The 22,765-nt window shown below is 56.7% G+C and carries 15 protein-coding genes; 8 read left to right on the top strand and 7 right to left on the bottom strand.

Features of this window, described 5'->3' with window-relative positions:
• Positions 1-92 precede the first annotated feature (92 nt).
• The 3 genes from ESZ00_RS09790 to ESZ00_RS09780 are packed head-to-tail and all read left to right on the top strand — an operon-like array spanning position 93 to position 4,390.
• Positions 93-1,322, top strand: a complete 1,230-nt coding sequence (locus ESZ00_RS09790; protein WP_164981444.1) for a glycoside hydrolase family 28 protein — start codon at positions 93-95, stop codon at positions 1,320-1,322.
• 6 nt (positions 1,323-1,328) lie between these two features.
• Entirely contained in the window at positions 1,329-3,224 is a 1,896-nt protein-coding gene (locus ESZ00_RS09785) for a glycoside hydrolase (RefSeq protein WP_129208090.1), read from the top strand.
• Complete coding sequence (locus tag ESZ00_RS09780) at positions 3,221-4,390, top strand: sialidase family protein (RefSeq protein ID WP_204520191.1); 1,170 nt, start codon at positions 3,221-3,223, stop codon at positions 4,388-4,390. The genes ESZ00_RS09785 and ESZ00_RS09780 overlap by 4 nt, the downstream gene beginning before the upstream one ends.
• Positions 4,391-4,429: 39 nt before the next feature.
• Here the strand turns inward: ESZ00_RS09780 and ESZ00_RS09775 are convergent, their stop codons facing one another.
• From ESZ00_RS09775 to ESZ00_RS09755, 5 genes are read right to left on the bottom strand one after another with little or no spacing between them, the layout of a single operon-like run.
• The gene (locus ESZ00_RS09775; protein ID WP_129208089.1) at positions 4,430-5,584 is read right to left on the bottom strand and encodes an iron-containing alcohol dehydrogenase; all 1,155 of its coding nucleotides are present in this window, start codon (positions 5,582-5,584) and stop codon (positions 4,430-4,432) included.
• Between the two features lie 36 nt (positions 5,585-5,620).
• A complete protein-coding gene (locus tag ESZ00_RS09770; RefSeq protein WP_129208088.1) occupies positions 5,621-6,454 on the bottom strand; it encodes an HpcH/HpaI aldolase family protein in 834 nt (277 codons plus the stop codon).
• The gene (locus ESZ00_RS09765; RefSeq protein ID WP_129208087.1) at positions 6,451-8,034 is read right to left on the bottom strand and encodes a sodium:solute symporter family protein; all 1,584 of its coding nucleotides are present in this window, start codon (positions 8,032-8,034) and stop codon (positions 6,451-6,453) included. Before ESZ00_RS09765 ends, ESZ00_RS09770 begins: the two co-directional genes overlap by 4 nt.
• Positions 8,035-8,037: 3 nt before the next feature.
• Positions 8,038-9,015, bottom strand: a complete 978-nt coding sequence (pdxA, locus tag ESZ00_RS09760; RefSeq protein ID WP_129208086.1) for a 4-hydroxythreonine-4-phosphate dehydrogenase PdxA — start codon at positions 9,013-9,015, stop codon at positions 8,038-8,040.
• Positions 9,015-10,097, bottom strand: coding sequence for a four-carbon acid sugar kinase family protein (locus ESZ00_RS09755; RefSeq protein ID WP_129208085.1), 1,083 nt, complete (start codon positions 10,095-10,097; stop codon positions 9,015-9,017). The genes pdxA and ESZ00_RS09755 overlap by 1 nt, the downstream gene beginning before the upstream one ends.
• A 214-nt stretch (positions 10,098-10,311) precedes the next feature.
• Here ESZ00_RS09755 and ESZ00_RS09750 point away from each other — a divergent pair, with 214 nt between their 5' ends.
• Positions 10,312-11,142 (top strand): hypothetical protein, encoded by an 831-nt coding sequence (locus ESZ00_RS09750; RefSeq protein WP_204520190.1) that lies wholly within the window; start codon positions 10,312-10,314, stop codon positions 11,140-11,142.
• Here the strand turns inward: ESZ00_RS09750 and ESZ00_RS09745 are convergent.
• Positions 11,139-11,972 carry an AraC family transcriptional regulator gene (locus ESZ00_RS09745; RefSeq protein ID WP_164981443.1) on the bottom strand — a complete coding sequence of 278 codons (834 nt, stop codon included), beginning with the start codon at positions 11,970-11,972 and terminating at the stop codon, positions 11,139-11,141. The two genes, ESZ00_RS09750 and ESZ00_RS09745, sit on opposite strands and share 4 nt — an antisense overlap.
• Positions 11,973-12,016: 44 nt before the next feature.
• On the opposite strand from ESZ00_RS09745, the gene ESZ00_RS09740 reads away from it, so the two are divergent.
• The 4 genes from ESZ00_RS09740 to ESZ00_RS09725 all read left to right on the top strand — a co-directional run bounded on the left by ESZ00_RS09740 (position 12,017) and on the right by ESZ00_RS09725 (position 18,896).
• Positions 12,017-12,835, top strand: a complete 819-nt coding sequence (locus ESZ00_RS09740; protein ID WP_129208082.1) for a phytanoyl-CoA dioxygenase family protein — start codon at positions 12,017-12,019, stop codon at positions 12,833-12,835.
• Positions 12,836-12,923: 88 nt separating this feature from the next.
• A complete protein-coding gene (locus ESZ00_RS09735; RefSeq protein ID WP_129208081.1) occupies positions 12,924-14,336 on the top strand; it encodes a glycoside-pentoside-hexuronide (GPH):cation symporter in 1,413 nt (470 codons plus the stop codon).
• Between the two features lies 1 nt (position 14,337).
• Positions 14,338-16,836 carry a glycoside hydrolase family 31 protein gene (locus ESZ00_RS09730; RefSeq protein WP_129208080.1) on the top strand — a complete coding sequence of 833 codons (2,499 nt, stop codon included), beginning with the start codon at positions 14,338-14,340 and terminating at the stop codon, positions 16,834-16,836.
• Complete coding sequence (locus ESZ00_RS09725; RefSeq protein WP_129208079.1) at positions 16,833-18,896, top strand: right-handed parallel beta-helix repeat-containing protein; 2,064 nt, start codon at positions 16,833-16,835, stop codon at positions 18,894-18,896. Before ESZ00_RS09730 ends, ESZ00_RS09725 begins: the two co-directional genes overlap by 4 nt.
• Positions 18,897-19,022: 126 nt before the next feature.
• Here ESZ00_RS09725 and ESZ00_RS09720 read toward each other — a convergent pair whose 3' ends face one another.
• Positions 19,023-22,757 carry a TonB-dependent receptor gene (locus ESZ00_RS09720; protein WP_129208078.1) on the bottom strand — a complete coding sequence of 1,245 codons (3,735 nt, stop codon included), beginning with the start codon at positions 22,755-22,757 and terminating at the stop codon, positions 19,023-19,025.
• Positions 22,758-22,765: the final 8 nt, after the last annotated feature.

The raw sequence follows: 22,765 nt of genomic DNA, 5'->3' as shown, positions 1-22,765 counted from the left end.
TTGTCGCGTGCCGCGTGTTGCAGGTAGGATTCCGCATACATGCAAGTTAACACTCAGATATGAAAATAAAGTCTACCCCCTGCCAGGCAGCCTTGCTCTGTTTCGCCCTGTCTGTAGCCACATTCGCTCATGCCTCGGGCAAGGTTTGCGACGTCCGCGCTTTCGGCGCCGCTGGAGACGGTCACAGCAAGGACACCGCCGCCATACAGAAAGCCATCGACAGCTGCGCCGAGACAGGCGGCACAGTCCGCTTCACACCTGGAACCTATTTTTCTGCGCCACTTGAGTGGAAGAGCCATGTCCGGCTCCAGCTCGACTCCGGCGCTACGCTCCTTGGATCGTCCGATATGGACGACTATCCAATACGCGAGGATGCTCCCTGGCGTCGCGTGTCACTACTTCACGCGGATCACGCGACGGATATCGCACTCACCGGCGCGGGGATCGTCGATGGTAATGGCCAGATCTGGTGGACGCAGCAAGAATCCGACCGCCATGCAGGACTTAAGGAAAAACCTCGCCCCATGCTCTTCGACCTCACCCACTCCTCGAAGATTCGCATCGATGGCGTAACGATCCAGAATTCGCCGCAGTACAACATCATGGCCGTGCTTTGCGATGGCCTCACCGTGCGCAACGTCAAGATTCTTAATCCCGGACGTAACGCACCGAATACAGACGGCATCGATCCCATCTCGAGCAGTCACGTCTTCATCGAACACGATCTCATCGACACCGGTGACGATGACATTGCCATCAAGAGCGGCTTAGTCGAGCGCGGTGATCCCGATGTTCCCAGCACTCACATCACCATTCGGAATTGTGCGCTGCGCAATGGTCATGGGCTGTCCATCGGCAGCGAGACCGCAGGCGGTGTTCGCGATGTGCACGTCGAACATGTCACTTTTCAGGGCACCCGGCAAGGTATCCGCATCAAGAGCGCGCGCGGCCGCGGCAATGATATCGGGAACTTCGTCTTCAAGGCCATCACGCTCTCTGGCGTGGAGGTGCCTATCCAGATCACCGCATACTACACCGGCGGCGTACACGGAGACACGGCGCAACCCATGACGCCGCATACGCCGCGCTTTCATGACTTCAGGATCGAGAACGTCCGTGCCACGGGTGCGAAGCAGGCCGCGGAGATTTACGGGCTACCTGAGAGCCCAATCCGCAACCTCGTCCTGCGCCATGTTCATATCGCCAGTGAAAAGGGTGCAGCAATGCAGTACGCTCAAATTCGCGCCACCGACTTCGTCGTGACTGCGTCCAGCGGAGAAAGCATCCTCAAAGGGCCTGGTCTCGATATGGAGAGGAAGTAAGCCCCTATGCGAATTGCACTGCTTCTCACCGCGTCCCTGCTTCCACTTCCTGTTCTCGCACAGGAGGCAGTTCCGCTTCCCGCCATTTCACAGCCAGTAGCAGCGCGGGCGCAGGACTTCCGCTTTGCATCTGACGGTCCGATCGGTCCCGGCTGGTCGCATCCGGACGAAGTTGCACGCGTTTATTTTCACGAGGAGCTGCCCGCGCTCTTCCGCCGCACGATACTGCTGGATGCCGGCATTCCCGACAAGACCCGTCTCTCCTGGATCTTCACTGGTCCACATGCCGGACTCACCGTCGAGTTGACCGCTACCACGGTGCGGCTTTACGAGCGTGAATATGCCTCGGCGGGGTTGCGAGCGCCTGGCGAAGGCGAACCTATTCTCCATGACGAAGAGCGGCCCTATACAGGGCAGGCACGCACGCTCACGGTAGTGGTCGATGCGCATCTTTCAGTAAGCGTATTGCTCAATGGTCAGACACTGCTGATGCAGCCGCTGATCTTCGACCTCACCCGACATCAGCTCAAGTTCACTGGCCCACGCCATGAGCATCTCGTGCTGGCTGGCGCGCTCCTCGCAGAAAAGGTGGTCGATACAACGATCACCGTCTCGTCTGCAAAGCAACACCAAGTGATGCTCGGCTTTGGCGGCAGTCCCAGTGTTCCCGCCTATGCTGCCCTAAGCGATGAGGGCAAGCGCCAATACTGGGATTGGCTACGCCGCTACAACCTTCTCATCGACCGCGAGTATCCAATGGGGACAGAGCTCAAGCCTGATCTCTCCAACGTGGAAGATCTCCACGACGCCACGCCCCACTACTACGGCGACAACTTTCCCAACGGCGAAGTCTCCGACTTCGATTACAGCCGCAGAACACGCGAGCTTGGCGGCAGTGTGCTTTACGAGATGTGGGCTCTTCCACACTGGGCAACGCAGGACTATACCCCACAGGGAAAACCGATTCTCGATGCCTGGGGTAAGCCGGTGAAAACCTCGGCGAATCCGGAGGTTTATGCGCGTATCGTGGTCGAGTTCTGCCGTCGCGCAAAGGAGCGCTCAGGGGCTGCACCCGAGATCATCGGCATCGAGAATGAAGTCGAACAGTACCCAGAAATCTATGCCTCTATGACCACCGCTGTGCGCAAGGCTCTGGATGAAGCCGGCTTCCAATCCACGAAGATCCAGATGGCCGACGCACCGTACCTCTGGATGGGCACCACCCGCGCAAACGATCTCAAACGCTTCCCTGCTGCATGGTCTGCGACCGACTTCACCGCAGCTCACCAGTACGACTACCAGGAGTTCCTCGCCAACCCCGATCTCTACAACTCACGCCTCGCCGCCATGCACACAGCTTCGGAGGACAAGCCATTCCTCGCTTCCGAAATCTGCCTGAACGACGGCCGCTATCAGGATGCTTCGTATCGCCTTGCGTTGCAGGTTGGTCAGCTCTACCAGAAAGACCTCACGCAGCTCGATGCGGAGATGTTGCTCTACTGCTGGCTCATCCTCGATGTTGAACAACCCAACTTCGGTGGCTCACGCTCACTGCTTGTGCCTGATCGCTCGCAAGGGGAGATTCCTATTCCCTCCAGCTTCCAATTACGAGTTCTCGGCGCCTTCAGCCGGCACGTGCCGAAGGGCATGCACCGCGTCGATGCCTCGTCTTCTAACCCCGATCTGCTGACCGTAGCCTTTACGGACGGCAAGCGCACCACCCTTATTGTTCTCAACCGGTCTACCTCGACGCAGCAGCTTCACATTAGCTGGCCGGATGCACACTGGACACGGCTCGAGCGCACCAGTTTCTACTCACCGAATCTCGAGACGGCGATGCCCGATGCCCTCACCATTGCTCCCGGCGAGATCGTCACCCTCGCGAGCTTTTCTGCCCCATGATGACTAGAACTTTCCGCCGAACCCTTGCCGCCTCCCTGCTACTGACCTGCATTTCCGCATTTGCGGAATGGAAACCAGCGCACAATACAGACCCCGGCATTCACCCGGTCACCGACTTTGTCTTCGCTCCAGGCTCGGCCTCCTTCGCGCAGTGTCATGCCTCTACGCTCATCGAGCTCCGCCATGGCTCATTGCTGGCCGCATGGTTTGGTGGCACCAAGGAGGGCGCGCCCGACGTCGCCATCTACACGGCACGTTTCTCTGGCGGCCATTGGTCGCCACCCGTAGAAGTTGCACGCGAGCACGACGGCGACAAAGGCATTCCAACATGGAATCCAGTTCTCTTCCATACCCAGGACGGTCGACTCTGGCTCTACTACAAGACCGGAGATAATCCGCGCGAATGGTCTGCCGTTCGCATCTCGAGCACGGATGAAGGCCGCAGCTGGTCGAGTCCCGAGCGCCTGCCTGCGGGCATCATCGGTCCCAGCCGCACCAAGCCGCTGGTGCTGCCGGATCACCTCATCGTCAGCGGTTCCTCCGTTGAGGCCTACAAAGCTTGGGCCTCATGGATCGAACGGAGCACCGATGATGGCGCCACATGGACAAAGATTGGTCCAATCACAGTGACAGAAGCCCAGGATAAGGCAGAGCCGCCAGCGCCTGAACCCTCTCTCAGCTCACCCGAACTGCGCGAGAAAGACAAAGGACCACGCGCCTTCGACGGCATCATTCAACCATCCGTCGTGTCTCTCGGGCCTGCGCATCTGCGTCTCTATGCACGATCTCGCACGCTTGCCGCAAAGATTGTTGTAGCCGACTCCTACGACCAGGGACTCACCTGGACAAAGACTCATTTCCTTGATCTGCCCAGCAACAATTCCGGACTCGACGCCGTGTCTCTGCTCGGCAAAAACAACCGTCCCGACGGCCGCGTGATCATGATCTTCAACGACACTCCGCGCGGACGCTCACCACTCAACCTCGCCATCAGTACCGACGGCGAGCACTTTCGCGTCTTCGCAACACTCGAGCAGGGAGAAGGAGAATACTCGTACCCTGCCATCATCCAGACACGCAACGGCGATCTGGAAATCACCTACACCTGGCATCGCACCGCCATCCGGCACGTCCATCTTTCTTTCGCGGAAGTCCCTCGCTCCTGAACCCCGCGCATTCGCACCAATGCGCGTTCGCAGATGGGCTCAGGACTTGCCAAAGCACTGTGCGTAAATCTGCTGCGCAGCTTCGAGCGTTACCTCACGCGGATTATTCCGCAACAGCCGCTGCACACTAAGCGCGACTTCGGCCATCTTCGGGATTGCATCCCTCCGCAGCCCGTGCTTTTCCAGATCCATCTCCACTCCGCAGGCCCGTGCTAAGTCTTCGAGTGCGCGGGCGCCATTTTCCGCTGTCTCCATCGCATCCACTCCCGTCTCTGCCCCCAAGGCGAGCGCAACCGCAGCATGGCGCTCCAGCGCGGCTTCGGCATTGAAACGAAAAACAGCCGGCAACAGCACTGCATTGGAAAGCCCATGCGGAAGATGAAACTCTCCGCCCAGCGGATAAGCCAGCGCATGCACCGCCGCAGTATTCACTGGACCAAGACACAGGCCACCATAGAGACTCGCTCGTGCCATCCCCTCACGAGCCTCGCGATCTCGTCCATCCTGTACGGCCCTTACAAGAAATCGAGCTGCCAGCCGCACGCCTTCGAGCGCATATACATCCACCAGAGGATGCGCATGTCTGTTTGTGTATGCCTCGATGCAGTGTGTCAAGGCATCGAGCCCCGTCGCCGCAGTCACCTCCGGAGGAACGCTCTCTGTAAGCGATGGATCGATGAAGGTTGCATCCGGCACCAGATGCGGACTGATCACACCCTTCTTTAGCTGCGCTGCTTCATCCAGCAAAATAGCGTTCGGAGAGGCCTCGCTGCCCGTACCCGATGTCGTCGGCATGCAGACCAGCCCGCACGTGCGCTCCCGCAACAGGCCGATACCGAAGCTCTCCTCTACCCGTTGCGTGCTATTGACGAAGGCAGCCACCAGTTTCGCCAGGTCGAGCGTGCTCCCACCGCCGATACCCAGAACGCACGTTGGGCTTGCATTGCGCGCAGTTTCCAGTGCCAGATTAAAGTCACGGATCGTCGGCTCGGCACGTGCAGCAAGCTGCGCCGTCACTGAACATCCTGCATGCGCAAGTTGCCCGCTCAATACCTCAATTGTCTGCGAAAGCGAGGGTGATCCAAGGATATGAATGCGTGTGTGCGGCGTCTCCCGCAGATATGTCACTGCATCCGGCAGACAACCGTTTCCAAACGTCAGAACACGCGGTTGTAGAAAAGTAATCGTTCGCATGATTTCAGAAGCCTTTGTGGCCGGCCTAAAAGGTGATTACCGCAAAATGCGCATCGGAGCGGGCTCCGCACTATGACGCACACCGGTCTGCGCATCCGCTTCGGCGCAAGCTTTCTTCGCGGCATCCAGCGCATGCTGTGCTCCCACCTTCAGGCACACGATGTTGTTCGTGCAGAAGAGCAGGTCCACACCCAGCCGAATCCAGTGGGTGTAATCCGCTGTGCCGCACGCAGTCACAACTTTCTTGTGATGCTGTCGCGCCACGCTGACAATATGTTCGGCGGCGGCGAGAACCTGAGGATGTCCAGTTTGTCCCGGAAGCCCCATACTCGCAGCGAGATCCGCCGGTCCAATAAAAATATCCACGCCAGGAATAGCGGCAATCTCCTCAATCCGCGCCAGCGATTCCTTCGTCTCCACCTGCGCCAGGAGGGCCAATTCCTGGTTCAGCTTCTGCTGCTCCTCGGGCACGCTGTCTACAATGCCGTACTTGATAGCACGAGATACGCTGAAGAATCCGCGCGCCCCCATCGGTGCGAACTTCGCATACCGCACGAGTTCGGAGACCTGCTCGGGCGAATCGGCCATGGGGATGTCGATCATATCTGGCCCACACTCCGAGGCCTTCAGGACGCTCTCCCGACGTGCATCGGGGATGCGGATCATCGTCAACAACCCAGCCCCTTGAGCCATCCGGCACAGATCCGCCGCTTCAGCAAAGGTGATCGCTGCATGCTCCATTTCAATCCAGATCACCTGGAAGCCCAGGTGTCCGGCAATTTCGAGGAAGATCGGGTCGTAGGAATAGAGCGCGGCGCCGAGCAGAGGCTTTCCCTTGTTCATTCCGATTGCAGCATGCAGGCGATTCATCTGGGCTCCCGATCGATGGAATAAGTGAATGGTGCGGAGAGTTTGGGCACAGACATTTCTGTCGCAGAAGACATGCGTCGCCGCCACCCCTGCCACGTCAGCTCGCTGGATCGCGGCGTGCCCGGCAGCAGTAGGCTCGCGGCCACACCCACTCCCAGCACCACTACATGTCCAAGCGCACCCAGCATGTAGTCGTGCCAGGTAAAGTTCCAGTGCACGAGATTTAGGATCTTTCCGTTCTCCGTGAGCACGCCCCACGCCGTAAACAGCAACCCGGCGAGAACGCCGGCAGTGGCTCCTGCGGGTGTAGCGCGCGGCACAAGGAAGGCCAGCAGAAAGAGCCCCGCAAGTCCCCCTGCCACGATGGAAGTCAACGTGTAGTAAAGCGAGAGCGCGCTCCCCTGGCTGTGCACCAGGAGGATGGCCATCGCTGCAGCCGCGGCTCCGCACAGCGCCACGACGATGCGCCCTACGCGCAGCAACTCACGGTCCGAACTCTGCGGCCGCGCCAGCCGATAGAAATCCTCTGTCGCGATTACGGAAAAGCAGTTCATATCCGATGCCAGCATCGCCATAGCTGCGCCCAGCAAAGCAGCGATGAAAAGCCCTGCCAACCCGGCAGGCAGGTGAGTCAACAAAAAGTGTGGAAACACCTGATCCGGCTTGGTAATACTCTTCGGAAGACGCTCGCCGGTGAGCCGGTAAAAACTCCACAATAGGCTTCCGATCAACATGAAGGCTGCCCATACAGGTACGCAGAGCCCTGCACCCAACGCAATCCCGCGTAATGCGCTCTTGTCAGACTTGGCGATCAGGTATCGCTGCACTACTGTCTGGTCGGCTGTGTACTTCTGCAAATAGAAGAAGAATCCGTAAATCACCAGAACCAGGATCGTCGGCTGATCGAAGCGAAGAGCCGTACTGCCCAGACTCATCTTGCCATGCTTCCACACATCTGCCAGCACCGCATGCGGCCCTTGCGCAGGAAGAAAGAGCAGATATCCCAGAGAAACCAATATCCCGGTCCACAGCACGAAGCCCTGCACCACGTCGCTCCATACCACGGCCTTCACTCCGCCGATCAGCGTGTAGAAGATCGTAATAGCAGCGGTCAATACGATGATGCGCTGCACCGGCCATCCGGTCATGCCTGCCAGTGTGAGCGCCAGCAGATAAAACACAAAGGCCATCTTCGAGAAGTGTCCGGCGGCAAATGCAAGCGAGGCATAGAGTCGGACTCTAGGTCCGAAGCGATGCCCGAAATACTCGTACACGCTCATTCGCACAACATGCCGGAAGAACGGGACAATGACGCGCCCAACCAGCGCCAGCACACCGACAAATAGCAGCCCGGGCACCATCAGCGACCAGTCGCCGGCGTACGAGGAGCCTGGATAGGCAATGAACGTCACGCTGGTAATGATTGTCGCCAGTAGCGAGAGCCCAGTCGCCCAGCCTGGAATGGAACGGCCGCCGACAAAGTACTCATCCGTCGTATTCTGCCGGCGGGAAAAGCGCAGCCCAATACCTATCAACCCGGCGATATACGCTGCAATCACAAGCACATCGGCGGTCCGCATGGCTCAGCCCTTCGTCCGCGCCGGAATGCGATGACTCGCCATCGTCACCGCCAGCCGAATCGCCGCAGCCATGTTCGCGCCGCTTGCCAGATTCTTTCCCGCAATGTCGAATGCAGTGCCGTGATCCACCGACGTGCGGATAAGCGGAATACCAAGTGAGGTGTTCACCGTCGCCTCAAAGTCCAGAAGCTTCATCGGGATGTGTCCCTGATCGTGATACATCGCCACCACCAGGTCATGCGATCCGCGCGCCGCCTTGAAGAAAATCGTATCTGCCGCTACCGGACCTTCACAGGCGATGCCCCGCGCGCGGCATGCATCCACTGCAGGCAGGATGAAGGCTTCGTCCTCCGCACCAAACATGCCGTGTTCGCCAGCATGGGGATTCAGCCCGCATACTGCGATCCGCGGCCGTTCCTTGCCCATCATCCGCATCGCTTCGTAACCCAGTTCGATGGTGCGGATAATCCTCTCAGTGTTCAGTTCCGTCGCGCGACGCAGGCTTACATGCGTCGAAACATGCACGACGCTCAGCCGTTCGCTGGTCAACATCATGCAGGACCCGCTCACACCGCATAGCTCCGCGATATATTCTGTGTGTCCGCTGAAAGGAATGCCATTCAAGGCAACAGCTTCTTTGTTGAGAGGCGCCGTCACCATGGCATCGGCGTCTCCATGCAGGCACATCAGAGTCGCATCTTTCACGTAGCGCATCGCCGCCGCGCCATATTCCGCGCGCAACGATCCCATCCGGACCGGCTCGTCCGGAGATAACATCCCGCAATCGCGAAACTCCACCGGCAGCTCTGCCATGTGGATGCCCGTGCTCGCTTCAGCCGTGGCAACTGCTGCGCGGTCTCCTAATACGAGAACCCTCGCGGCCGGTAATTCTGCAGCGCTGAGCGCTTTCAAAGTCACCTCCGCGCCAACGCCCGCAGGGTCGCCCAGCGATATCACGATCCTAGGGGGATATATATGCATCAGACAGTGACACTTTCTTTGTCGTGAAATGACTCATACACACGCTGCAAAAGATCGCGTTCTCCAAACCCGCCGCTCTTCAGCATCACTCTCACGCCATCGAAGGCACCGCCCTCGGCAATCCCCATAGGAACGCCAGGCGCGAACTCACGCAACAGACGCAGGCTTCGTATTCCCAGCGCCCGGCACACAAGCATCGCGGTATCACCTCCAGTAAGAAAGAGACATGCAGTATCCTCAGGACGGATATCCATCAATGCGGCCCGCACGCTCTCTACTCCTGTGCCTCGCGGTACATCCAGCACAAAGCTCGAAGTCTTTGTCCTTATTTTTTCTCCGCATCCACTCCGCTGAACAACTGCGCTCTCTTCCAAATGCAGTACCTGCTGCTGCGTCGCGATGTGATCGCTTCCCACAACAAAAATTGTTCGCCCTCGTGGCCAGCGCACTGAGTCGCATGACACTGTTACACCATAAGCCGCGGCCAGCGCATGCGCCAGCCCTCCCGATCCGATCCACAACACACGTTCGCGAAGCGTAGCCGCGGCCCGCACCACAGCTTCCAACTCATCCTGATCCCATGCATCGCAGAGCAACAAAGCTCCATACGGAGCTGCCTGCATTTGCGTTTCCGCATCCTCTCCAGACACCATCACCAAAGGCGCGCATACAGCAGCACATAGTGCTGCCGCCAGATCCAGCGGGCGATCATTCTCCAATCCACTCCCATGCAACATTCCGTTCCGTACCCGTCGCCCATGCGCAGGGTACGACGGCGCCAGCACCGCCAACCGCTCCGGAAAGGTTCGTACAGCCGCTGCAATTTCCGCGAAGCTGTTGCCACGAAATACGGAGTCAATCTTCTTGAAGATCTGCGCCATGCGCGGCAGTTCCCATGCCAGTCGGGCCAGCCTCGCGACCGCTTCGTGCTCGGTAAGACTACGGCTCTCCGTGGATACCGCGTACACACCTTCAGCCGCCTTCGGAACTGCATCCAGGTACACCCGCACCGTCTGGCCTAAGCCCGTAAACGCAACTGCGGCATCGCAGGCGCCCGTCAGGTCGTCTGCGACGATAGCCACACCTTCTGGAGCTTTGCCGTAAGCGATTTGATCCTCTTTCCTCGGCCTTGAAACTATCGACCGGTTGCTCCCGAAGTCCTCTGCATTCTTCCGAAAACCTGAAAATCATGTCAAGCTAATTTTCGATATCTACGTGAATACGGAAGTAATTTCCATTCCGGTCACCTGAATCTGCATAGCCATGGCTTCTCGCATGGCTCATCTGAGAGGAATCGTGAAACCGCAACTCCGCCACATCGCCAATCTTTGGACGTTGATGAACCATCCAGCCCCCAGTACCGAATGGACACTCAGCGAAAAGCTCGATGCTATCCAGGCAGCTGGCTTTGATGGTGTCTGCTGGGCTCCTAGCGCAGAGCTCCATACCGGTTGCCATCAGCGTGGGCTGATCTTTGTCGGCGGTATGGCCTCAGGCGACGCCTCAGCTTTTCCCATACTTCTTCATGACTTGCATCGCTGGGGCGCCCATCACGTCAATGTGCAGTTGGCCGCGGACGATACTCTGACACCTGAGGCTCTCGATCTTACCCTCGCCCTCGATACTCTTGCTGAACCGCTCGGCCTGCTACCCGCCATCGAATCGCATCGCGGCACGTGTACCGAGACTCCAGAGAAGACCTATGCCCTTGCGGATGCATACCAGCAAAAGACAGGCCGCCTGCTTCGTATCTCCTGGGATTTCTCACATTTTGCCGTCGTAAAACACCTTGCAACTTCGCACTTCGCAGCACGCCTCATGCTGCGCCCTGAGCTCATCCAGCATGCACAGCAGTTTCACTTCCGCCCTTTTAACGGTCACCACGTCCAGATTCCGATCACGGATGGACGCGGTTCCCTAACGCAGGAGTTTCATGATTGGCTACCCTTTGCACAGGCACTCCTTGAATGCTGGCTCTCCGGCAATTCATCCACCGATCGGGAGATCTTTATCTGCCCCGAACTTGGCCCAGTCGAAGGAGGCTATGCGCTATCCACCTTTCCCAACCCATGGGAGGATGCGCGCATCGTGCGTCTTGAGGTCGAAGAACTATGGAGCCGGCTCTAGAGCCCATACTCTTTCGGAGAGCATCCCACCATTTCGCGGAAGACACGGTGGAATTGCGCATAGCTTCCAAAGCCCGCATCCAGAGCGGCATCCAGCAGGTTACGGTGAGGATTTCGTTCCCGCTCCTGCTGGAATCGCTGCACGCGTTGACGATTACGAAATTCCACAATTGTGGTCCCCGTCTGCTGTGGGAATAACCTGCTTAATCTGGATGTACTAATACCTGCCTGTCGCGCCAGCTCCTGCAGACTATATCCATCACCACCCGAGCGGATGATTTTTGCTGCCCGCTCTACTGCGGGGTGCAGTGCCTGCGCAGGTACCGCCGCGGCCTGCTCGAAACATTTCCAGGCATGCAGCAGGGCATATCCCAGCCCTGCATTCTTCAGTCCGGGGTCGCAATCCGTGGCAGCCAGTTCCTGGAATAGCTGTTCGGAGCGTTCGAGCTCCTGTCGCACCAGTCTGCGGCATGCTTCGCCCTGGAGCTCCCGCTGCAAAAGAGGACGCGCAGCCCGATCGACGGCCCAGCGTTTCACTGCCCGGCGTCGAAAAACTGCGATCCACATGGCAAAGTCCGCAGTCTGCTCGATCAAGACATGCTCCTGCGCCGGAAAAAGCCACAGCAGGTCTCCACGCCGGATCTCATATCGGCGTGCACCCAGTAAATATAGACCTTTACCGCGAGTTACCAGGTTCAGCTCCAACTCAGCGTGCCGATGCCGCCGGTTCGCCGTTGCCAGGCTGGCATAGCGCCACATATTTCCGTCAAGTTCGTCCGGGAGTTGGAGGCGTTGCAACATAGCGACAAAAAATGATAACAACTTCGACAAAAGTGAGAAGCCAGTCGTGTCGCATCCTCACTAAAGTAGCGGCCATGATGATCACGAAAGAACAGCGCAGTCTCTATCGCTCTGAAGGCTATATGATCCTGCCCGGCGTCATCCCGCCGGCCATGCTTGCCATGCTGCGCGAGGAGTGCTCCTACTATCTCGGCTATTACGACTGCATAATGGACAGCCGAGGAGTGCAAACCGAGAACATCAGCCATCGTGGAAAGCGCTACTTTATCAACAACCGCTACCGCCTGAGCAGCCGCCTATGGCAATTCATCTTCAGCGACCTCATGGCGGAGGTGGCTCGGGCCACCGTTGGGGATGAGGCATGGCTGATGCATGAGCAGTGGGTTGTCAAAGGCGCCGAACAAGGGATGAAATTTGCATGGCATCAGGACTCCGGTTATGTGAAGTGGTACAACCCCACCACGCAGCACAAACCTTACGTCACCTGCTGGTGCACGCTCGACGAGGTCAGTGAAGAGAATGGCACGGTCTATCTTCTGCCACATTCACGCGGGGGTACAAAGAGCGAGATCATCACCCATATCAAGGAAGACGGCACCAACGATCTCATCGGCTATACCGGCAGCGATCCCGGCGACCCCGTAGTTGTGCCTGCCGGCAGCATCGTCGCCTTTGATAGCTTCGTCTTCCACCGCAGTGGCCCCAACCTGACGGGAAACATGCGCCGCATCTACCTCCCACAATACAGTGAAAAGCCACTCACCCGCCCCGACGGCAAACCCTGGGCAATGGCTACCCCTTTCCTCAAAGACGGAAAGAATATCTATAACCACGCAGAAGACTCTGCAGAAAACTGGGGCCCTTTCCCCGAAGACAAGAATGTTGTCGTGTAAACCGTCCCTATGCCTAACCCGTTTGACGGCATAACTGGGACATATTCGGCCTGACGCACACAACGCCGCCAGCCCCACTGGAATCGGTATGCTATGCAAGTATCGCGAGGACGATCTGCGGAACACAACCGTGCAATCGATGAGCAGCAGGAGCTACACCACGCGCTTCAGCTATATGGCCAGCGAAATCGCCGGCCAGCTCATCTTTTGTGTCATCTCTTTTTATCTGCTCAAGTTTTATACCGATGTGTACGGCATCTCCGCAGCAGTGGCCGGCATGATCCTGCTCATCGCACGCTGTGTCGATGCGTTCGACGCTCCTCTTTGGGGTATCCTTTTCGAGAAAACACACAGCCGCTGGGGAAGCAGCCGCCCATGGTTCCTCTGGCTATGCCTACCCTTCGCAGTCTTCGGCGTCCTCACCTTTGTCACGCCCCACTTCGGGCCCGCTTCTAAAATCATTTACGCAGTTCTCACCTACGTTGCCTCCAGCATTCTCTACACAGGCATCAATACTCCGGTCACATCCATTCTTGCGTCGCTCACGTCAGATCCACACGAGCGCATCACGCTCACCACATGGCGCATGTTTGGCTCCAAGCTCAGCGTCCTCTTCGTAAATCTCTCCGTGCTGCCGCTAGTGTCTGTGCTTGGGCAAGGCAATGATCGCCTTGGCTTCATGAGGGTGATGCCCATTTATGCGCTCGGCACTGTGGCACTCTACCTCGTCGCCTTTCGAAACCTTCACGAAGCAGTACCTACACATCGCCACCGACTCCCTGTGGCCCGCAGTCTCCATGCGCTACGAGGCAATGCGCCCTGGCACATCATCTTTTTCAGTAGCCTCTTTTTCTGGATTGCCTTCATCGCGCGCATCTCCTCCGCACCCTATTTTTTTCAGTACGTGCTTCGGCGTCCCGAGCTCACCTCCATCGCCAACAGCATGGACGTCGTCTCTTTGGCCGGCATCTTCTTTCTACCCACACTCTGTCGTTGCTTTTCAAAGCGCAATACCTGGGTTGTCGCACTCCTCGGCTCCATTGCAGGACAAGTTATTCTCGGCGCAGGAACCTTTGCCGCGTCGATTCCTCTCATCTTCGCCGGATGGATTTTGGGTTTTCTAGCCAGCGGGATCGCCATGGCGATCCCCTTCTCCGTGCTTTCTGACAGCGTCGATTACGGCGAATGGAAGAGCGGTATCCGCGCCGCAGGCCTGCTCACTGCGATCGGTGCCGCTTTTTGCCTCAAGGCCGGCAGTGGCATTGGGGGCGCGGCATCCGCATGGATTCTCGCCAATACCGGTTATGTGCCAAATGCGATCCAGTCTTCCTCCGCGCTGCATGGCATCTGTGCCAGCTTCATTTGGCTGCCTGCCGCAGCATGGCTGCTCGCCACGGTGCCTGTCTGCTTTTATCACCGCTATGAGTGTCTGGAGCCGCGCATTCGGGCAGAGCTCGAGGCGCGTCGTAGGATCGCGGCTCTCGTAAGCGGAGCTGTTTAACATGTTTACCATTGACAGTTATCATGCGGACGAAATGCCCGGGGCCTTCCTCTTTCGCTCCTTGGATCGCCTTTTACGGATTGGCTTTGTTACTCCAGCCATCGTCCGCATCACTGTCACCGGGCACGATGTATTTCATGACCGCCCTAGCCGCATTGTCATTGGAAGACCGGAAGAAGTTGAGGTCAAACTGCACGAAACTCCGCATGAGTACACTTTCCGTACCACGGCACTTACGATCACACTCGTTCGCGCAACCGGCCGTCTTGTGTATGCAACTGCTGGCGGGCGTACGTTGATGCAGGAACCTGAGCATGGCGGGAAATGGCTCACGCCACGACCAGTTACACGCAATGTTTTTGATAGGGGTATAGGCATTGCCGAAGGACAAGGCATCGACGGTGCTCGCGCAAATTCTGCTACTTATACTTCCTTGTTCGATCGCGAGGCCTTTGAGGCAAAGCTCGAATTCGAATTTGCCAAAGATGAGGCGCTTTTCGGCCTTGGTTCACATGAAGAGGGATACGCAAATCTTCGCGGCCGCTCACGCGAGCTCTATCAACAAAATATGAAGGCCGTCGTACCGCATCTCGTCTCCACCCGCGGCTACGGTTTGTTGTTTGACTGCTGCTCCCTGATGACCTTCCATGACGATGCGCTTGGCTCATACTGGTGGGCTGACTGCGTCGATCAACTTGACTACTACCTGCTTTACGGAGAGACCTACGACGGCGTCATCCGTCACTATCGCTGTCTTACCGGACGCACACCATTACCGCCGCGCTGGGCCTTTGGCTATGTGCAGTCCAAGGAGCGCTACGTCAACGGACAAGAGCTTATCGACGTAGTCCGGGAATATCGACGCCGCGCTATCCCGCTCGATGTCATCGTCCTTGACTGGAAAAGTTGGCCAAACGGTGCCGGCTGGGGCCAGAAGTCCTTCGACCCACTCCGTTTCCCCAATCCCGAAGGCCTTACCACCGAGCTTCACACGCTCGGCGCACGGCTCATGGTCTCTATCTGGCCGATCATGACCGGTTCATGCCCTGACCAGCGCGAATTACTTCAGCATGGCTTCATGCTCGGCAACCAATCCACGTATGACGCCTTTCATCCCCAAGCGCGCGAACTTTACTGGCAGCAGGTGTCGCGCGGTCTATTTTCAAAAGGAGTCGATGCCTGGTGGTGCGATTGCACGGAACCCTTCGAGGCAGACTGGTCCGGCGCCATCAAGCCTGAGCCACATCAGCGGCTCAGGCTCAACACAGAAGCATCAAAGCGCTACCTGGATGCAGGCAATATCAATGCTTATTCGCTTCTCCACTCGCAAGGAATCTACGAAGGACAGCGCCGAACGAATCACCAGAAACGCGTGCTCAATCTCACCCGTTCTTCCTACGCCGGACAGCATCGTTACGGCACATTCACCTGGAACGGTGATATCTGCGGCACCTGGGATTCACTGCGCCGGTCTATCGCAGAGGGACTGAACTTCTGCGCAACTGGAGAGCCATACTGGACCGTCGACATCGGAGGTTTCTTCCTTCGTAACGACCCCTCGCTTTGGTTCTGGCGCGGCGACTATAACGCTGGCTCTCGTGGCCTCACCGCCATGGATGCAATCGAGCCAGACCCCAGCGACCTGGGCTGTACCGATCTTGGCTTTCATGAGCTCTATACCCGCTGGCTGCAATATGCCGCATTTCTACCTATGTTTCGTTCACACGGTACCGATGCCCCGCGCGAAATATGGCGCTTCGGCGAGCCCGGCAATCTGTTCTATGACGCCATCGCTTCTACCATCCGGCTTCGTTATCGCCTGCTCCCCTACATATATTCTGTCGCTGCCGATGTTACGTTCTCTGATGCTTCGATGGTGCAAGCTATGGCCCTATGCTTTCCGCAAGACCATGCCACGCATGTGATCGCCGACCAGTTCTTATTCGGACCCGCCATAATGGTGTGCCCCATCACACATGCCATGCATTACAGTAAAAACTCACGCCCGATACGAGACGTAGATCACACGCGCCTCGTTTATCTCCCGCATGGCCGTGATTGGTACGACTTCTGGTCTAATGATTATTTCAGCGGCGGCCAGACCATCCTCACCTCCGCAACTCTCGATCACATCCCGCTCTACGTTCCTTCCGGATCGATTCTTATTCTCGGCGAGGTAACACAACATACTGAAGAGCAGCCAGATGCGCCCTACGAGATTCATGTCTATACCGGAGCAAATACGAGTTTCACGCTTTACGAAGACGATGGCGACAGCTACGCCTATGAAGATGGCGCCTTCGCCACTACCCTTATTTCTTGGGATGAATCTACGCACAACCTCACGCTTTCGAGGCGCATAGGAGACTTTTCATCGCTTGTGCGGGAACGCGATTACCGTGTCATTTTTCATACACAGCAAGGACAGGTAATGCGCGAACTCCGTTACAGCGGCATGCAGCATACTGTTTCCATCCCAGGGAGTCATTTCGATCTATGAGGTTACTCCATCATCTCGGCGCATTCGCGCACAGGGTTTTCCTCATCTCTTCTGCACTTCTGCTGCTCTCTGTCCACGCTCTTCCGTTAAATACGGAAATATCATCGCCGGATGCCATCACTCTCGCGGTTTCGCCTACCGGCGATGACAACGCCGCCGGCACCCCTGCTACTCCCTTCCGCACTTTGGAGCGAGCCCAGTCCGCAGTTCGCACGCTGAATGCGCAGCATGATGTCACCGTGCAAATCGAAGATGGTGTTTATCGTCTCGCGCAGCCTCTGCGTTTCTCGGCAGAAGATGGAGGCCACAACGGACACACCGTCGTCTGGCAAGCCGCACCTGGTGCGCATCCAATCCTTAGCGGAGCCATTCCTGTGACCGGATGGCAGCTTTACGACAAAGAAAGAGACATCTACGTTGCCAAGACACCCCTAGGTCTAGCCTCGCGACAGCTCTGGGTTAACAATGCGCTCGCGCCCATTGCCTCCATGGAGATTCATCGCAATGATTACACCTTCACTCGCCAAGGCATGTTGCCAAAGGGCTCCGCGCCAACAATACCTGCACTCGACACAGCTATACATCTCGAACTTCGTGCTACCGGATTTTTCACCGAGCGTGTCTCACCAATCGCCCGCGTCGATCACGGCACGCTCATCATGCAACAGCCAGCATGGGACAACAATCTATGGGGCTATGACACGATAGAGAAGCCCTTTCACCCTGAACTTCAGCACCTATACCTCGCCAATGCGCTGTCATTGCTCACGCAGCTGGGCCAGTGGTATCTCGATTCTGACCATGGCCGCCTTTATTTGCGCCCTGCTGCGGGAATCAAACTCAACACTGCCGATGTGGAGCTGCCACAACTTAGCGTCCTACTCTCCATTGGTAACAGCCTGAATGCACCAGTACACGATCTCGTCTTCCGTGGCCTGCGCTTCTCTTACACCACATGGCTCGGCCCTTCCGGAGCTGAAGGCTATGCCAGCCAGCAGAGCGGCTCGTATCTGACAGGTCATGCTTCTGCATATCCCGCAGACCCCATTGCCACCTGCGCAGTTGGATGCCGGGAATTCGAGAGCATGCGCAATGAGTGGGAGCAGATGCCTGCATCCGTCCAGGTGAGCGCAGCCGAACGTATCAGTTTTGATGGAAATACTTTCGCTCATCTCGGTCAATATGCGCTCGGCATCGGCAACGACGCCAATGCAATGCTCTCCGGCATCGGCCTCGCCACCAGCGATATCACCGTCGGAGCCAATGTCTTCACCGATTGTGCCGGCGGCGCTATCCTTGCCGGCGGTGTTCGGCGCGATGCGCACCATCCTACAGATTTACGCCAGATAAACCGTCAGCTCATCATCCGTAATAATCGCATCCATGCAGTCAGTCGCGATTACCACGATAACAGTGCCATCCTCAGTACCTACGTGGAAGGAGCCATTATCCTGCATAACGACATCTCCGATGTTCCGTACGATGCCATCGACATTGGATATGGCTGGGGCATTCAGGACCCCGGCGGCAACCCCAATTATCGTTTGCGCATGCATGGCTACGACTGGCCGCAGAACCTCGTCTATCAAACACCCACCACCCACCATGATGTCGTGGTTGCCGCGAACCGCATTCATGGAGCCAAACAGCTCTTCCATGACGGTGGAGCAATCTACAATCTCTCCGCAAGCCCTAACACGCTGATCACTGAGAACTACATCTTCGACAACAGCGGCCGTATCGCACTGTATCTCGACGAAGGCTCGCGCTATATCACCGTGCGCAAAAATGTAGTGCAAGATCCGACTGGGGAATGGCTCAATATCAACACCGTTCACGCTGCTTATCCGCTCCGCATCTCACCCGACAACACAGCTATCGATAACTGGCACGACAGCACAAAGATCGGCGGCATGTGGACCAACTACCAAAACGATCTCATTTTCGACGACCATCTTGTGATAAACAATCAATGGCCTGCGGAAGCCCGCGAAATCATGAAAAATGCGGGCATTGAGCCTGACGCAATTAAAAAATCAGTCGCACCCGACTTGCAATAAGAACCTGTGCGAGCGTTTGAGATACAGAATTCTGAACTTATCTTTCCCCACGACTTCGCAATGAACCAGCAAGCAAAGTGAAAGCCCTCCGCCTTGAGGCGGAGGGCCAAGAGATGACTCTGGAAATTAAAAGTCAAAACGGAGCGCGAACTGAAGAATACGCGGATCGCGGTAGGAAGTAGTGGCAGGATATATCTGTCCAAAATAAGATGATGTCGCTGTCGCATAGTAGCTGTTTACATTGGTATGGTTGGCGACGTTAAAGGCTTCTGCTCGGAACTGCGTCTTGAGATTGTTGAAGATGCGAATGTTGCGGAAGACGCCGAGATCGACAGTCTGATAACCCGGACCAGCGATCGTACCACGCTTGGCAGTGCCGGGAACGTTGCTATTGGGATCCTGTGCCTCGAACGCACCGGTATAAAATTCCGGGTTGGAAGCTTGCCCAGGCTTCTTGGTCGTACGTAGCTTGATGCCATGGCCGTCCTGCGGATTTGAAACCTGATTGACACGCAGACCTGCATTCGTATTGCCGAGAACACTCAGACCTGCATTGTCATTGACTATATTGCTGGGGTTATCGGCACTGGCCGCAGGTGTGATGCCTGGAGTGTACTGAATCGATGCGCCGCCCGAAGCTCCAACCGTAAACGGAAGACCCGAAGCCGCGGAGTAGATGCCTGATAACTCCCATCCTCCAATGAGCCTCCCCTCCAGTCCGTGCTGTTCACGGAACCATGGCAGTTCATAGACACCATCGATCGACAGGATCATATTGCGATCATCGGTAGCGCGCCCATAGTCGCCATTAGGGTTATAAATATTTTGAATGAAGCCGGAGTAGTCGGCCGGCGAATTAGTGAGATCGCGCGACCAGGTAAAGTTCGCATCGATATACGTCATACCGCTGAACCGCTTATTCACCTTCGCCTGCAACCCGTTATAGTTCGAACTGAAGACGGTGCGCATCGCATCCACAGAGAAATAACCCAGGTATGGCTTGATCTGGTTCAGGACGCGATCGCAAGTGGAACTGATAAAGGCCGGCGTTGCCGAGGAACCGATGTAGCAGCCCGTATTTGCTGAAAGTGGCGTGATGACACCTCGCCATGCGCCAGGCACAGGCTGGTTGATCTCTTCCGCTCCGGCCAGGTGTGTGCCATGCGAGCCAATATAACCGAGTTCAAAGGTCGCATTTCTGCCAAGTTGCTGCTGTATTCCAAGCGAATACTGCTGAACATACGGTGTCGCGGCATGGAGAGGCACGGCCTGGATGCGTCCCGGCGTGGTTGATGGCGATGTGCTGGCAGATCCGCCTGTCGGATTATCCAACACAGCCTGACTCACAGAGTAAGTCGTCACAGCCGGAGGATTACTCCAGTCTGTTGTCTCCCAGTAGCTGACTTCCAGTTCATCGAAGACCAGGCCGTACCCACCCCGGAGAGCCGTCTTGCCATCACCGAACACGTCATAGGCAAAACCGAAGCGCGGCGCGAAATTGGTCTTCTGCATCGTGTTGGTGTATTGCCCAAATGGAGATGCTTGGTTGTTATTGGCCGAACTCGGCGTGCCGTAGATAAGGCCGTTGATGTAGTTGACGCCGGCATAATCCGCACTTGCATTCGGCGAGGTTGACTGACCCGCGCCACTGTTCGACTGGTTGCAAGGAGCTGTGAAGCATATCAGACCTGAAGCTGCAATAGTCGGCGCTTTCGCTGCAGAGTAGCTTCCGGGATCGAAATTGTTCAGGTAGCCCGTATCATCGACAGGCGGTGTCACGTAGCTATAACGCAGACCATAATCCAGTGTAAGGCGGGGCGTCAGCTTCCAATTGTCCTGCCCATATGTCTCGTAAATCTGTTCTTTTACATCCACCGCAGGATTGCGGTTGTACTGCGAAAATCCGTCATTGGCATTACCGAGGAGAAAATTTGCAAACGCCTGAGCCTCGGAGACGCCGGTCCCATAGGCGGTAGTTCCACTCGGCAATCCTACGACCGAAGCGTAAGCTGAGTCATTGATAAACCCAAAAGAACCCTGGTTATTGCCGCTTGAAGAGTTATTCTCCTGCTTCTCGTAATGTGAATAGGAAAAGCCGAACTTCAGGGTGTGGTTTCCCAACACCTTCGTGATATCGCCGAAGGCTTGGTGGTTCACTCCGTGATCGTGATACACAGCGCTTCCGCCGAGAGTAGTCATATTCGATACAGCAATCGTCGGCACCAGCCCCACCACGTTGGTATAGGGCGTGGTGATATCAATATCCTTCGAGTTTGCAGAGAGCAACGCGCCTTGCGGAGCTGTGTAGATAGAGCCATTCGAGTACGCATAGCCAATGTTCGCTACGAGTGTGGGGGTAACAGTCCAGGTTACTTTGCCCAGATGCTGCGTGCCTGGATTATCCGAAGTAGTGCCGGATAAGCCAGGAATTGGCACAGCCACAAAGGTGCCCGAACCGATGTAATCGGGAAAGGTGTCATGCACGTAGCGATACAGGAAGGCGAGCTTCTGCCCGATCTGGTGATCGATGCGAACGACTGTATCGAGATTTGGATAACTATTGGGAATCGTGCTGGTGAGCGTGTGGGGATCGAGCCCCTTGGCGACGTTAGCCTGTTCGTCCGGTTTGCCGATGATGCTGTAGACATCCTTCAGATAAGCATTGGCCGCCGATGAGATGTTCGAAACCTGTGTGCCCGCAGTCGTGCAGGTATTGATCTGCTCGGACGAGTTATTGGTAAAGGCCGTACACACAGGCACTGCTCCCTGCACCCATGCACCAGAGGCATTCTGGTACCACTCGTTTGAGAAATCTCCACTACGCTCCTCTGAAGTGGGCACGACCGCGGAACCGGTGCTATAGGTCACCTCGCGCAGCCAGTTCTCGCTCAAGAAAAAGAAGGTCTTGTTCTTACCGTCATAGATCTTCGGAATCAAAACAGGTCCGCCAACGGTGAAGCCGAAGTCGTTGTAGCGATACTTCGGGATATGTACGCCAACGTAGTTGTCGTAATAGTTGTTGGCGTCCAGCGCGTCATTACGAAAATACTCATAAGCGCTGCCATGCAGGCTATTGCTGCCTGACTTTGTCACCACGTCCACCTGGCCCGCGGCATTGCGTCCGAACTCTGCACTATATTGCCCGCGCAGAGTCTTGAATTCAGAGATCGCATCCGGACTGGGATAGACATACAGCGTAAGATTGGCTCCGCGGTCGAGGTTATCCGCGCCGTCAATCGTCCAGTTGTTCGAAGTGTCGCGAGCACCGTTGACCGAGAAGTTCACCACCGAGGAAGCGCCATTTACGCCGACCGGACCGCGCTGCAGATTGTCGGTCGTATTGCCATAGGCAACGCCGGGCTGCAGCGTCATCAGACTCTCATAGTTACGAGAGACCATGACCAGCTGGTTGATCTGTGTGCTGTTGATAAGGCCAGCTGAAGTTGCATCCTGCAGATCAATACTGGTCGTATCCGCCTTCACCACCAGCGTTTCATCCGCCGAGCCCGGCACCAGAGACCGGTTCACCGTCAGCGCATCTGCCACATGCAGCGTAATGCCCGAAATCAACTCGGTCTTGAATCCGTTATCGCTGATTTGTATGGTGTAATGCCCCAGAGGCAACGCCGTTGCGGTGTAGTAGCCCCTGTCATTCGAGAGCAGTGTCTTTTCTACCTGGTTCCGGTCAATGTTCGTGATGGTGACCTGGGCCCCCTTAATCACAGCGCCAGACGTGTCTGTAATCGTGCCGCTGATGCCACCGGTAGTAGCATCTTGCGCGGATAAGCTGATACCGCCAGATAACAGCGCCGCGATACTACAACAGACAATGACACGAGTACCTATAAAGAAATTCCTCATACCAGCCT

Origin of the sequence: Silvibacterium dinghuense, assembly GCF_004123295.1 — a bacterium.
Lineage (GTDB): Bacteria > Acidobacteriota > Terriglobia > Terriglobales > Acidobacteriaceae > Silvibacterium > Silvibacterium dinghuense.
The sequence above is the reverse complement of the archived record's forward strand: the minus strand, read 5'-3'. Positions and strand labels throughout refer to the sequence as shown.